This window comes from Halomicronema sp. CCY15110 (genome assembly GCF_016888165.1).
Taxonomy (GTDB): Bacteria; Cyanobacteriota; Cyanobacteriia; order Phormidesmidales; family Phormidesmidaceae; genus Halomicronema.
The window spans coordinates 1-12,819 of sequence record NZ_JACSWC010000409.1; the positions used below are offsets into that span (position 1 = coordinate 1).

11 protein-coding genes, 2 tRNA genes and 1 pseudogene are annotated in these 12,819 nt (G+C 54.9%); 3 read left to right on the forward strand and 11 right to left on the reverse strand.

What is annotated here, in order from left to right; all coding sequences use genetic code 11:
• Positions 1 to 46: 46 nt before the first annotated feature.
• A tRNA-Ala gene (locus JUK32_RS21055) sits at positions 47 to 119 on the forward strand.
• A gap of 118 nt (positions 120 to 237) precedes the next feature.
• Here JUK32_RS21055 and JUK32_RS21060 read toward each other — a convergent pair.
• The 9 genes from JUK32_RS21060 to hsdR all read right to left on the reverse strand — a co-directional run bounded on the left by JUK32_RS21060 (position 238) and on the right by hsdR (position 10,009).
• Positions 238 to 654 carry a GAF domain-containing protein gene (locus JUK32_RS21060; RefSeq protein WP_204140839.1) on the reverse strand — a complete coding sequence of 139 codons (417 nt, stop codon included), beginning with the start codon at positions 652 to 654 and terminating at the stop codon, positions 238 to 240.
• Positions 651 to 2,150, reverse strand: a complete 1,500-nt coding sequence (locus JUK32_RS21065; protein WP_204140840.1) for a restriction endonuclease subunit S — start codon at positions 2,148 to 2,150, stop codon at positions 651 to 653. Before JUK32_RS21065 ends, JUK32_RS21060 begins: the two co-directional genes overlap by 4 nt.
• A 531-nt stretch (positions 2,151 to 2,681) precedes the next feature.
• Positions 2,682 to 3,284, reverse strand: coding sequence for a Uma2 family endonuclease (locus tag JUK32_RS21070; RefSeq protein WP_239112917.1), 603 nt, complete (start codon positions 3,282 to 3,284; stop codon positions 2,682 to 2,684).
• A gap of 49 nt (positions 3,285 to 3,333) precedes the next feature.
• On the reverse strand, positions 3,334 to 3,606 hold the full coding sequence (locus JUK32_RS21075) for a type II toxin-antitoxin system ParD family antitoxin (protein WP_204140841.1): 273 nt from the start codon (positions 3,604 to 3,606) through the stop codon (positions 3,334 to 3,336).
• 10 nt (positions 3,607 to 3,616) lie between these two features.
• Complete coding sequence (locus tag JUK32_RS21080; protein ID WP_204140842.1) at positions 3,617 to 5,041, reverse strand: N-6 DNA methylase; 1,425 nt, start codon at positions 5,039 to 5,041, stop codon at positions 3,617 to 3,619.
• A gap of 6 nt (positions 5,042 to 5,047) precedes the next feature.
• On the reverse strand, positions 5,048 to 5,464 hold the full coding sequence (locus JUK32_RS21085) for a type II toxin-antitoxin system VapC family toxin (protein ID WP_239112919.1): 417 nt from the start codon (positions 5,462 to 5,464) through the stop codon (positions 5,048 to 5,050).
• Positions 5,464 to 5,745 carry a type II toxin-antitoxin system Phd/YefM family antitoxin gene (locus JUK32_RS21090; protein WP_204140844.1) on the reverse strand — a complete coding sequence of 94 codons (282 nt, stop codon included), beginning with the start codon at positions 5,743 to 5,745 and terminating at the stop codon, positions 5,464 to 5,466. Before JUK32_RS21090 ends, JUK32_RS21085 begins: the two co-directional genes overlap by 1 nt.
• A gap of 152 nt (positions 5,746 to 5,897) precedes the next feature.
• Positions 5,898 to 6,422, reverse strand: a complete 525-nt coding sequence (locus JUK32_RS21095) for a transposase (RefSeq protein WP_204140845.1) — start codon at positions 6,420 to 6,422, stop codon at positions 5,898 to 5,900.
• Between the two features lie 209 nt (positions 6,423 to 6,631).
• Positions 6,632 to 10,009 (reverse strand): type I restriction-modification system endonuclease, encoded by a 3,378-nt coding sequence (hsdR, locus tag JUK32_RS21100; protein ID WP_204140846.1) that lies wholly within the window; start codon positions 10,007 to 10,009, stop codon positions 6,632 to 6,634.
• A 487-nt stretch (positions 10,010 to 10,496) separates the two neighbouring features.
• Here hsdR and JUK32_RS21105 point away from each other — a divergent pair.
• A tRNA-Pro gene (locus JUK32_RS21105) sits at positions 10,497 to 10,570 on the forward strand.
• A 115-nt stretch (positions 10,571 to 10,685) separates the two neighbouring features.
• On the opposite strand, the pseudogene JUK32_RS28810 reads toward JUK32_RS21105, so the two are convergent.
• Positions 10,686 to 10,967: pseudogene (locus JUK32_RS28810) on the reverse strand (tyrosine-type recombinase/integrase); the annotation flags it as partial.
• A gap of 52 nt (positions 10,968 to 11,019) precedes the next feature.
• Here JUK32_RS28810 and JUK32_RS21115 point away from each other — a divergent pair.
• On the forward strand, positions 11,020 to 11,280 hold the full coding sequence (locus JUK32_RS21115; RefSeq protein WP_204140847.1) for a hypothetical protein: 261 nt from the start codon (positions 11,020 to 11,022) through the stop codon (positions 11,278 to 11,280).
• Positions 11,281 to 11,670: 390 nt separating this feature from the next.
• On the opposite strand, the gene JUK32_RS21120 is transcribed toward JUK32_RS21115, so the two are convergent.
• Positions 11,671 to 12,579, reverse strand: coding sequence for an NYN domain-containing protein (locus JUK32_RS21120; protein WP_204140848.1), 909 nt, complete (start codon positions 12,577 to 12,579; stop codon positions 11,671 to 11,673).
• Positions 12,580 to 12,819: the final 240 nt, after the last annotated feature.

The window sequence follows — 12,819 nt, forward strand, 5'->3', positions numbered from 1 at the left end:
TCGCACCGCCGGGGTGCGCCGCTGCGCGAACCCATTCATAAAACCTGGGGAATTAGCTCAGTTGGTAGAGCGCTGCGATCGCACCGCAGAGGTCAGGAGTTCGAATCTCCTATTCTCCATTACCAAATTCAAGGGGCGATCGCGGCACGGGTAGAGCGCTGCGTTGGCGCAGCCTGTCCAGCGGACAATCGCACCGCAGAGGTCAGGAGTTCGAATCTCCTATTCTCCATTGCCCGATCACAGTCGAATCGCCCCTCCGATCGCCCCCGCATACTCCACCAAGGCTTGCTCGTCCGCCGGGGTGAATGCCTCACCATCGCAGCGATTGAGCACCATGAGCGCACCGACTAAAGCCCCATCGTGTTGAACGGGGACAGCGATCGCGGTGGTGATGCCGAGTTGCTCGGCGAGGTCTTGGCGAATGCGGACATCGGTTTGGGGCTGGTAGACCAAAGCGGCTTGGCCGGACGCTAGTACGGCACCGCACAGGCCAGAGGTGGCGGTGGGGCTGCGCTTGCCTTGAATGAAGGCGGCATGTTTGCCTACGGCGGCGGCATAGAAAATTGCGTCTCCCCCCGCTTCGGCAACCGCGACGACGGCAGTCTCAGCGTTGACGAGTTCCTGCACCTGTTCGGCAATTTGGCTCAAGGTCATTGCTGCTTCCGCTTTTTTGACTTTTGACTCTTGCTTTTTGAATTGAGCTGCTCTCGCTCGGCTCGAATGCGATCGAGCAGCACAGCGGCGGGTTCGTCGTTGGGGTCTTGGGGGACGAGTTCGCCGCGAAAGGCTTTGGCGAGGATGGAGCGATCTAGTTGGTCTAAGTCATCTTTTGTATTTTGATGTTGTCCTTCGATGTTGCCTGTCAGTGCTAACAAGCCGTCAATTTGCTCAACAATTACTTGCTGTTCAGCTAATGGAGGAAGAATGAATGGCATTTCTCTCACTCTCTGGCAATTGAGTGCTTGAGGACCTGACCCACTTCCTACCCTCCGCGTTTCAGAATACTGATACCTAAACCAGTGCCAAATGTATCGGCTGGCAATCAAGCCATGATCCAGAATGATAGCTGCAATATTCTGATTAATAGTCGCTTCAATTTCCAGGATTGCTGTCTGCCCTCTCGTCTTACCTTCACCGATCATTGCAAGCAGAACAGTACCGACAGGAAGAATGCGACCGGAGCTATTCTGGAAACCCGCGTCAGTAATCTTTTCTCTAGTTGTAGCTATGATGTTGTTCTGTACTTCTCCAGAGCTTACCCAAGAGATTGAACCATCCCAATAAGTACTTTCTTTTCTCGATGGTGTACTGCCATTACAAACATTTCCTATATGCCCAATTGAGCATTTAAGCCAAGTATCCGGCACAACGTTGGAGTTGGAAATCTCAAGTTCTTCCCAATCTTTCTTTAACCTGTTCCTATCCCTTGTGCTGATAGAAAGTTGCATCCGCTCAACTCGAATCCGCTCTAGCAATGCCTCGGCAGTCTCAACATCGGGGTTTTGGGCGCGCCAGTCGGCGGTGAGGTCGCCGCGAAACGCTGCCGCTAAAACCGACTGCCGAAACTGATCCAGCAACTCCGGTATCGCCTCAAGCGCCTCCCGCGCCTGCCGACTCCGCGCCGTCAACGCCTCAATCTTCTCCACAATCCGCCGCTGCTCATTCAACGGCGGCAGGGGAACTTGCGTATTGACTACTTCAGTCCTCGATAGTTCTACTTGATTGGTCGAACCATTATGCATCGACTCAATTTTGCTTTGAACTGTAGGCGACATTATCCAGTAATGGAGATATCTAGGGTTGCTTTCCTTTAGGCGAATAATAGTAACGTGACTATCTACGACAGCTCTTGAAAATTTTTCTAATCTCTCATAAATAGCTGCTCTACCGACTGTTCCAGTTCCAGTTGAATTCCATAAAATATCTCCAATCTTAAGGAACCTTTCTTCCTGCCATTTATCCCATTGTTCAGGATGGATAAACTTTAGATGCTCGGCTTGAATTGTATGCCAGCGAATACATTTTTGATTGATAACAGGAAGTTCGCTGTATCCAATATACTTAGGCTGTTTGCCTCTCTGAACGTAGTCAGCAATATCTTTTATAGATATAAGTTTCCAACCTTCTGGCAATTCATCAAACTGACTCAACCGACTTCCTCCCACACATCAAATCAACCTCGTACGTAGTACGTAGGATGGGCAAAGGGCCACGCCCGTGCCCATCACCGCCACCCATTTCCCGATGGGCACCCTGCGGTTTGCCCTTCCGACGGTTTCTGACGCAACCGACTTCCTCCCACACATCAAATCAACCTCGTCGGATGGGCAAAGGGCCACGCCTGTGCCCATCACCGCCCACCCATTCCCCGATGGGCACCCTGCGGTTTGCCCATCCTACGGCTGCTGACGCAACCGACTGCCTCCCACACATCAAACCAAACCATAACTTGTCATTCCGAGCGCAGTGAAACGAAGAGAGGAATCTCAATCCCTAAAGGCGACTCCGAGATCCTTCGACGCCGCTGCGCTTCGTTACTCCTTCGGAGTCGCTTCGCGAACAGGATGACAATTCACTGATTACTCCTCCAGCAACACGGACAACGCGGCCATTTCGGTCATGGCGACCTGTAGCTTCTCCGCGATCGTTGCCGCGTCCGTTCATGGGTTGCCACCGCCCGCTCAACCCTCACCCCAAAAGTCTCGCAAATCGAGCCCAAACCCCGCCAACACCGGATCGCCCAACACCTGCTGAGGTTTCGCCAACCCTGCGATCGCTTGATGGGGCCGATACACCCACACCTGCCCCTCTAGGGGATCGATCAGCCAGCCCAGTTGAGCCCCATTGGCCAGATATTCCTGCATTTTGTCCTGTAGCGTCACCAGCAGGTCGGTGGGCGATCGCAGCTCCAGCACAAAATCCGGACACAGCAGCGGAAACCCCTGGCGTTCCTGCGGTGATAGTGCCTCCCAGCGCGATTTCAGCACCCAGGCCGCATCGGGCGATCGCACGGCCCCATTCGGCAACCGAAACCCCGTACTCGAATCAAACCCCTTGCCCCGCCCATCCCGCTTTGTCCACAGCCAGAGCTGACCAATCAGATCAAAGTTTCGTTCACCCGTTTCCGCACCCGTGGGGGACATGACTAAAATTTCTCCTGCCGCACTGCGCTCAATGTTCCAGGCGGGGTTGTCCTGGCAAAACTGAAAAAACTGCCCATCCGACATCCGCAGCTCCGGGAGCTGGTGCAACACCATCGGTTGCATAGCTTGAGTTGTGGCCATGGTTTATTCCTCCAGCAATGTCGTCAAGGCGGCCATCAGGATGTCTGTATCAACCAGCGTCTGTTCCACCTACCCGCTCCCATTCTTGCTGCCGCACCTGCCGGACCCAGGCCGTACTGTCTGGCATGTCTTCGCGATCCTGCCACATGCCAACCACCGGGTCTTCTAGCAAATCAGCAAACTTCGCCCCTGACGCAGCCGTTTCCCGCTGGGCCAAGAGTTCAACCCCAGCCAAAATCACCGCATCGACTGAATCGTATTTGCCGCTATTGACCTGCTGATCAACAAACTCCACTAACTTAGGGGGCAACGAAATTTCCATTGGTCTTCCTCTAGTCCTCCAATAATGCGGTCAACGCGGCCATTTCGGTCATGGCGACCTGTAGCTTCTCCATGATCGTCGCCGCAATTTCTTCCGGTTCCGGCAGGTCATCCGCCGACTGCAAGCTCTCGTCCCGCAGCCACGAGATATCCAGATTCTCCCCCCGCTGGGTAATGAACTCGCGACTAAAACAGCGCCAGCGGCCCTCCTCGCCTTGATCCGTACGGGAGGCGGTGCCATTGGGGTCGTCGCCGTAGCAGGTGATGAACTCGGCAAAATGCGCAAAAGTCAGTGGGGTGCGCTTGCCAAAGCTGGGCATGTTCGTCCGCAGGTCGTAAACCCACACATTCTCGGTGTTGCCCTTCTCCGTGCGGCCCCGCTGAAAAAACAGCACATTCGTCTTCACCCCCTGGGCGTAAAAGATGCCCGTGGGCAGCCGCAAAATGGTGTGTAGGTGGCATTTCTCCATCAGGTCAGCCCGAATGCTCTGGCCCTGCCCCGCTTCAAACAGCACGTTGTCCGGCAGCACCACCGCCGCCCGTCCCCCCGGCTTCAGCCCCCGGTAAATGTGCTGCAAAAACGCCAGTTGCTCGTTCGACGTGGGGTAGGTGAAGTCATCCCGCGTGGGGCTGCCGCCGCCTTTTTTGGTGCCAAAGGGCGGATTGGTCAGCACCAGATCGGCTTTGGGTAGGCGGGTGCCCGCCGGTGACAGGGTATCACCCAAAGTGAAATCACTCTCAATGCCGTGGAGCAGCAGGTTCATCAGCAACAGGCGGTGGGCATCTGGCACCAGCTCCATGCCGTAAAACGCCTGGTGAATCTGGAAAGTTTGCGCTGATTCGGATAGCTCAAACAGGTCGTCGGTGCGCTGCTTGATGGTGCGATCGGCGGCAATCAAAAAGCCCCCCGTCCCCGCTGCCGGGTCTTGAATCAGCTCTCCCGGCTGGGGCTGCATCAGCGCCACCATGCAGTCGATCAGCGCCCTCGGCGTAAAGTACTGCCCCGCCCCAGACTTTTTCTCTTCGGCGTTCTTTTGCAGCAGCCCCTCATACAGATCCCCCAGCCCCTCTTCCTTGGCCGAATACCAGTCCAGCTCGTCGATGCTGGTCACCAGCTTGTTGAGAATGCGGGGCTGCTTGATGGCAGTCTGGGCATTGGCAAAAATCGCCTGCACCCGCCGCTTCGAGGCATCTTGCCCCAATTCCAGCAGCAAGGCCCGATAAAAGTTCAACTGCTCTAGCCCGTCGCGACTGGTGAGGTCGTCCCACCGCTTCCCCGCCGGTAGCTGGGTGGCTTCGGTTCCGGTTTCCTGCATCATTTTGAGAAACAGCAGGTAGGTCAGCTCGGTGACGTATTGCAGATAGCTGATGCCGTCATCCCGCAGGACATGGCACAGGTTCCACAGCTTTTGGACAATGTCGGAAGTGACGTTCATGGGCGGTTAGGCAAACCAGTTTTCGAGGGGTAGATTCTGAAACGCTGCAAAATCAGCGACGTTACGAGTGACTAAAACAAGTTGGTTGATGGCTGCGATCGCGGCAATCTGACCGTCCACATAGGGCGATGTTCGCCCCACTTGGCTTAAGCGAGCCCGTTCATGGGCATGCCAATCAGCCGCCTCGATGGTGTAGGCCAAAACGGGCATGGAGCTAGACAGGAGTCCGGTCAAATAACGCTCTAAAGCGGTGCGTCGTCTGGATACAGGCAGTCGATAACAGCCGTATAAGAGTTCGTGCATGACGACCGCTACCGTAGCTGCTAACTGAGCGTTTTCGTTCAGTTTGGCAATTACTTGGGCGTTGCCGTTCAAGCTGCTGGCCTCCGACAAGATCTTAGTGTCGAGCAAATACTGAGCCATCACGATAGGTCGATCTCGCGTCCCGGGGAGCGATCGCGAATGTCACCGAAAATCTCGTCTGGGTCAATCTCAATCCTCTCGGCGGCAGTGTATTCCCGAAACTCTTTGACCGCTTCACCAAAGTTGGGGCGCGGCGGTTGCAGTTTTTGGTACTCCGCGATCGACAGAATCACCGCCACCGGCTCACCCCGTCGGGTAATCTCCACCGAGTCACCCACCTCCGCCGCCCGAATGATTTGGGTCAGCTGATCCTTTGCTTGGGCAATGGAATATTGAGACATGGCAGTGCCTCCCGCCATCATGGCTATCATTATGGCTATTTTAAGTCAGGTCAGCTTAAGCTCCTTCACCCAACCTGGTATGGATAGTGATGGAGGAGATCGCAGCCCCGTAGGATGGGCAAAGGGTTTTACCCGTGCCCATCCGCCCTACCCTACTCCCAATCCATGTCTCTGACAGTAGTCGACACTTGCGCCCCCCAATCAGCCGGATATTGCCCTTGCTGAACCGCGCGATCGAACGAGCTAAACGGCCAGTCTGCTGGTGAAGCACAATAGCCGTGCTTCACAGGATTGAAGTAAATATAGTCCAAACAACGCTGCCAATCATCCTGATCACGGATCGTATGCTCCCAAAACCGTCGCTGCCAAATTCCCTTTTCCCGTTTTGACCATTTCGATTGATTAACATGCTCAGAAGTCAGACCAGCCGAAAATTTCCGTTTAATGACCATCCAACGGGTTGAATAATCAGCGTCATCTTCCGGCAGCCGCCAGATAGTATGCAAATGATCTGGCAAAACAACGATGCCCTCAATGGAAAAGGGATGGCGCTGAATACAGTGACGAAAGGCTTCTCTGAGCCGTTCTATCTGTTCAATTAAGAGGGGACGGCGACTTTCGGTAACGACTGTGAAGAAGTAGGTGCCGCCTGGTTGATAGTGACGACGGTATTCCATAGATTGATCGGTAGATAGGGTTGATGGGCACGGGCCTAGCCCTTTACCCATCCTACAAAGGCTGGAGTCAGTAGGATGGGCAAAACAGAGTGTGCCCATCGTTCATGAGGTTCGTTGATGGGCACGGGCCAAGCCCATTGCCCATCCTACCAATGCATTGAGGGGGGCAGTAGGATGGGCAAAACAGAGTGTGCCCACCATTTAAGGAGCTAGCTAATAGTCTGCCAGATTTGCTCGTTGAGATTGGTCAATACCTGCCCTAGCTGACCGCCAAACACTTTATTGATCCGCTTAAAGCCGCCCTGGGTCTTAAACTGCCCCTGATCCAGCGCCGCTTTATCCACCACCGTCTCCTGCTTCAACTGCTGCCCAATCCGCTCCAGCCATTTCCGCTGGGGTGCCGTCCACCGCTGACTCGCCAAAATCTGCTTCAGCGCTCGATCCACCCGCTCTTCATAGGGCACCAGCGCATCTCCTAGCGCCGCCTGCCGAATGTAGCCAATAATCGACGCCGCGACGTCCTGATTCGTGGCATCCCGCCAGGCCGATCGCAACATCGCCTCCGAATAGCCCGCTGCATCCAGCGCCGCCCGCAACGCTTTCAACTGGGCGCGGGTCAGCTCTCGCGGTCGTTGGGTCACCACCAGCAGCGCGGGCATCTGGTTCAGGTTCGTCTCGATGAACCGCTTAAAGCTGTCCAGATAATCCTCCGGTCGCCCGTAAGGCTCACCCGCCTCCGAAACGCCATAGCCCCGCTCCACCCGCCGCAACTCATCGGCATGGTACGACACCAGCACCGGCTGACTACCCCCTTCCCGCCGATCCAAAATCTCGGCAATTTCCTTACGCTGCTTCAGCCAGGTTGCTGCTTCATCCGGAGTGCTTTGCCGCAAATGCTGCACCACCTCATCCACAGGCATTCCCGCCAATCCTTTCAGGGTGTCCCGGCTGGTGTCACTCAGGTGTCGCCGCTTCCGCTGCAGCTTCGCTGTAATCTGGTCGAGAATTTCCGTCACCGCCTGGGGATCCGTCACCGTCTCCAGTTCGTCTATCAACTGGGTAAACGAGATCTGCGGATTCGCCACCACGGGCTTCATGTCCGACACCGCTGCCAGGGTTTCGTACAGATTCACCGCATCAAAAATCTGGAAGACCTCTTTGCCGATATCGTCACAGCGCCGGGTCGCCCGGCCCAACATCTGGGAATAGAGAATCCGCGACTTCACCCGCCGGATAAACACCAGATTGCAGATCGGCGGTACATCAATGCCTGTGGTCAGCAGGTCTACCGTCACGGCTACCTTCGGATTAACCTCGTTTTTATAGCGCCGGATTTGTTCTAGAGGCTTATCGGCTGCACCTGTGATAATCGCAACGCTGTCGTCGTCAATATCCTCGTATTGGTCTTGAAATGCCTGCTTCAACAGATTGGTAACCATCATCGCGTGGTCGTTATTCACGCAAAAAATCAGCGTCTTCCCTGGCAGGCTGGGATCAATGTGGTTTGCCAACTCCTCACAGACCACCCGATTAAACTCCTCGGTAATCACCTGGCGGTTGAACTGCTCCACCTCAATCTGAATTTCATCGGGCGCGTGTACCAGGTCGATCTGTCCCGTCTTCGGGTCGTAGTAGCTCACTGCCTCACCGGGCTGCCAGGTAATGCCGTCTTCTGAGAGGGCGGTGATGATGCGGTGGGGTGGCTCGTGGTCAATCAGCCAGCCATCGATCACCGCTTCCCGATAGCTATAGGTAAACACCGGATCGCCAAAAATCTCGGTGGTGTGCAGGGCCGGAGTTGCCGTCAGCCCCACCTTGACCGCGTCAAAGTACTCCAGCACCTGCCGATACTTCGACACATAATCGCTGAAGTCCCGGAAGGTGAGTTCGCTGTCGCTGAGCTCTCGATCGAGCAGATAGCCCCGGTGGCACTCGTCCACTACGATGCAGTCATACTGATCCGTCGTGATGGTGGCACTGTCATCGCTGGGATATAGCAGTCGCTTCACAAAGCTCTGCACAGTGCCAATGTGAACCTTGGTATCCCGGTCAGGAGCGGTGTCCTTTAGCTCCTTGATGTCGAAGATGTCGGCAAAGGTTTGCAGGCTCTCCATGCGAGTGTCTTTAAAGGCATTGGCTGCCTGCTCGCCCAGGGCACTGCGATCCACCAAAAACAGAATCCGCCGAAACCGCTTCGTCTTCAGCAGGCGATAGACCAAGGCGATACAAGTTTTGGTTTTCCCGGTGCCCGTCGCCATCGCCAGCAGAATTTCCCGCTGATCCTCGGCCAGGGCTGACTCCACCGCTTGAATCGCCCGAATCTGATAGTCCCGCAGCTCAAAGTCATAGTTGAAGGATTCGGCTTCGAGGCGATCGCTCGCTTCCTCCAAGTCATTCGCCAGCGAGTCCACCAGTCCAGAGGGACTGTACCAGCTCCCAATCGCCCGCCGCAGATTCTCTGGTCGCCGCAGGTCACAAAACCAGATGCCGCTTTTCGTCTCCAACTGCTTCAGATAGGGCCGGCCATTGGTGGCAAACACAAAGGGCACCTGGTACTCACCCCAGGGGCCACCGGGCAGTGTTTCATCCCCCTTGACGACATAGCCACGGCTATAGCGCTTCGCCTGATCGATCGCTCCGTAGACATCTTTTCGCTGCCGCTTCGCTTCCACCACCGCTACCGCTTGCAGGCCCACAAACAGGGCATAGTCGGCGCGACCATCGGCAGTGGGCCACTCCGCGATCGCCAGATGCCGATGCCTCTGCGGTCGCACCCCATTAGCATAGGTCAGCTCTTGAGAGTCCACCTCCCAGCCCGCTGCCCGCAGTTGGGCATCAATCAGGCGGCGCGTTTCCGTCTCATCCAGATCCAGCTGTTGTTCAGCTTCCTGGGCCTGCGCCACAGTTGCTTGTAAGACTTGAGTGGGCTGCTGGGCCGCCGCTGCTTGCAGTGCTTCGAGATGGGCTTGAACGGCGGCAAACTGGGTTTCCTGCTCCTCTAACAGAGTTTCCGCGATCTGCCTCAGCTCCGCTTCCTCAACCGCTGCCGCCTGGGCCGCTTCGACAGCGGTTTGGGACTGCGTCACCTCTGCTTGATAGCGCTGCATCTCTGTCCGCAAGCGCTCCATCTCCTGCCGCAGCGTTTCCGATTCCTGCTCCGGATCAGGTGGGGGAATGAAGGGGCCAGGTCGAAAATTGCGATCGGTGACAGCACGATGGAACCAAATGCCCAACGTCCGGGCCATTTTCAGCATGTCCAGAGCGGTGCGGTGGGTGCCCACCATGTCGTGGGTCGCGCGATTACCCTCCCGACGGATTTCATCGAATACGTCATAGACTTCGCCGCGCACAATGCCGCGATCGCGCAAGCGGCGCAAGAGGTCGAGTTGCGATTCGCGATCATCCTGGTAAAGCCCTGATTTGGCTGCGGTCAGTTGCGCCAACAGCTCGGTAAACTGGCGCAGCTTAATTATGCAAGTGCAGGGATCGTCTTTAAAATACCGCTCCGCCAGAGTCCCTAATTTGACCAGCTGGGGCTCATGGCGTTTCAGGAAGATGAAGTTGGGCGACAGACTCGGCCCAGACATGGGAAAAATAACTAGGTGAAGTTACTTATCAGCATGCCCAGACAGCAGTCGACAATAGCAGCCGGTTATGGCTCTTTGGAACTATCCACGTAAAACATCGCCAGACGGGCCTATCTCCGGTATCCCGATGCTGCGTCGGGCTTCATTTCGCGTAATCACACAGGTCTGGTAAAGCCGCACCGCAAGCTTAGAGGAAACTCTCTCAGACATGGGTTCAGCCGTTTCAATCTTGAACTCAAAGCCGGGCTCAAAATAACTGATCACCTGCTCAGTGAGGGCTCGGTTCAGTGGGGCGATCGCGCAGTGAGCTGTGGAAGGTTTTGTCAGAATACGCAACGGAATGGTTCATGCAGCACCTTTGAATTTCAACTCATACATTCATTCAGCTGTCAATGCGTAACTCCTGACGTAGTAAACATTCTTCCCCTCCGGTCGATAATATAGTTGGGTTTTGTGTTAACTTAAATGGGCAACGTTAGTTGCAAAACGGGGCGTAGCGCAGCTTGGTAGCGCACTACTTTGGGGTAGTAGGGGTCGCAGGTTCAAATCCTGTCGCTCCGATTGAGTTTCAAACGTTAAAGCCGAATCCTGTCAGGGGTTCGGCTTTTTCAGTATGGTCGTACTAGGTCGCCGTTGGGTACGTTTAGACACTCGATAACGTGCAGAACTCGTGCAGCTAAAACTCAGGCATCTTGGGCCGGTTGAGCATGTGAGAGTAATAACGGACCGTGGTTTCGGGGCGGTTGCCCAATATTCCAGCAACTTGGGGAATGCTGGCTTTATCGTCCAGTAAGTGAGAACTGAGGGAATGGCGGGCGGCATAGGGAACCCGCTCGATGCCAATCTTGTTGCAAATGCGTTTCCAGATGCGCTGACTGAATGTGTGATCATCAATGGGTTTACCCGTAGGCGTGATGAAAATCAGGGTGTCAGAATCAACATCCGGTGAATGAGAATAACGATCTTGTAAAACGGTATAAAGCTAAGGAGCAATATCGATTTTTAAAATTGTGGTGGTAGAGCCGACCAAGAGCGCTGTCCTCGGCGGTCAAGCCGCCAACATTCACGATATTCAGGGCATTGGTGCGGGATGCATTCCCGATGTGCTGCGGGTGGACTTAGTGGACGAAATCGTGACCGTAACTGAAGCCCAAGCCAATGAATTAGGCCGCCAGCTGGCCCAAGAAGAAGGCATGCTTAGCGGCATTTCAACTGGAGCTGCAACGTTTGCGGCATTTCAGATGGCGCAGCGAGCCGAGCACCAGGGGTAGGCGATCGCGGTCATTCAACCCAGCGGTGGGAAGCGATATTTGAGCCCACCGATGTGGGCTAAAGCCGACAGCAGCCCCGATTTGCACGCGATGGAAGTAACAATCTGACTCTACGACGAAAATCTCGCGCCAATCTTTAAGGCACTTCAATACGGTTCTGTTCACAATGAGTAATCGTTCAGGAAGCTGTGCTCTCCACTGTTGTGGCATTGCCGCCAGCGATCGCTGGAGGCAATGGTTGATTAGCCTGCGTTTTTGCTGAGTCTAAGGCGCAGTCAAAGTCTGGAGCCACGGGCATCTTCGGAAACAGGTTAACGATGGATTCCTGTATATATCAGTAATACTTTTTTCTGGCGCTGGCCCTATTCGTCTTGGTTAGATGAAAATCTGCTAGCTCGACGGCTCAGGCAGCAAACGCACCATCGTTTTGCCATCCAGTTCTTGCACTTCAAATAGGGTGGGATATTTTTTGTAAAAGCTGGCCCAGCGATTCACGTTGTAGGCGGCTTTCACGATTTTGCGCTGGCTCAGATATGCCCCGATTGACTTTACATCGGCCCAGCCTGAGACTTGCTGATTTTGCTTGATGGCATCGGAAAACACTTTGAGCGGCAACTCATCGATCGCCGGGATTGACTCAACCACCGTCAATGAGACTGGCGCACTCGCTGCCCCGCTGGCACTCATCGAAGTAGCGTTGCGTTTGCCGCCGTTACTATTCAATGGGCTGAGCACCGTCGCCTTAGGTGCATCATCCAAGGGAATAAATTCGGTACAGGCTTCTTGAAAGGCGATGGATGCGGTTTTGACGCGCCCAAACCCAAATACCTTGGCCCCCGAGGCAATGAGTCGCACTACCAGCGGCGTGTAGTCACTATCGCCCGCTACGATGCCGTAAATCTCGGGTCGCATGGTTTGCAGCAAATCCATGGCGTCGATCGCGAGGGCAATATCCGTCGCATTCTTACCCGTAACATAGTCAAATTGCTGAATAGGAACGATCGCATGTTTGTGCAAAATTTTGGCCCAGCCTTGCAGGTGGTCTTTCTTCCAATTGCCATAGGCGCGGCGCACTCGAATCGTGCCCAACCGGCCGATCCGCTCAAACACCAGTTCAATTTTGGAAGCGGGCGCATTGTCCGCGTCAATCAATAGCGCAATTCGAGGCGTCGAAGTGTCCATCGCAGTCGCATCGCCAATCACCACTCCCAATGTACCCGTGCATCTAAATTGTGGGTCATTAAAAAATGTTGTTTTTACTGTTCTCCACAGCGCGATCGCTGATGCCGTGGAGGCCATCGTGAGAACTGCTAGTGGCTTGATGCCCTACCCGTGGGTAAACCACGTCAGCGGCGGCCTGTCGTATCGCAAAAACCAAAAGGCAAAGGCAACTGCCGAGTACTCGGTGGCGGAAGTTTCCCGACCTTTTTGCAGGAACTCCACCTGGAACCGTAAACCTTGTACCCTGTGCCCTAGCCATCGCTAATATTGGGGATCTGAAACTAAATAAAGTACCCGTTCAATCCGGTTTCGACTTCG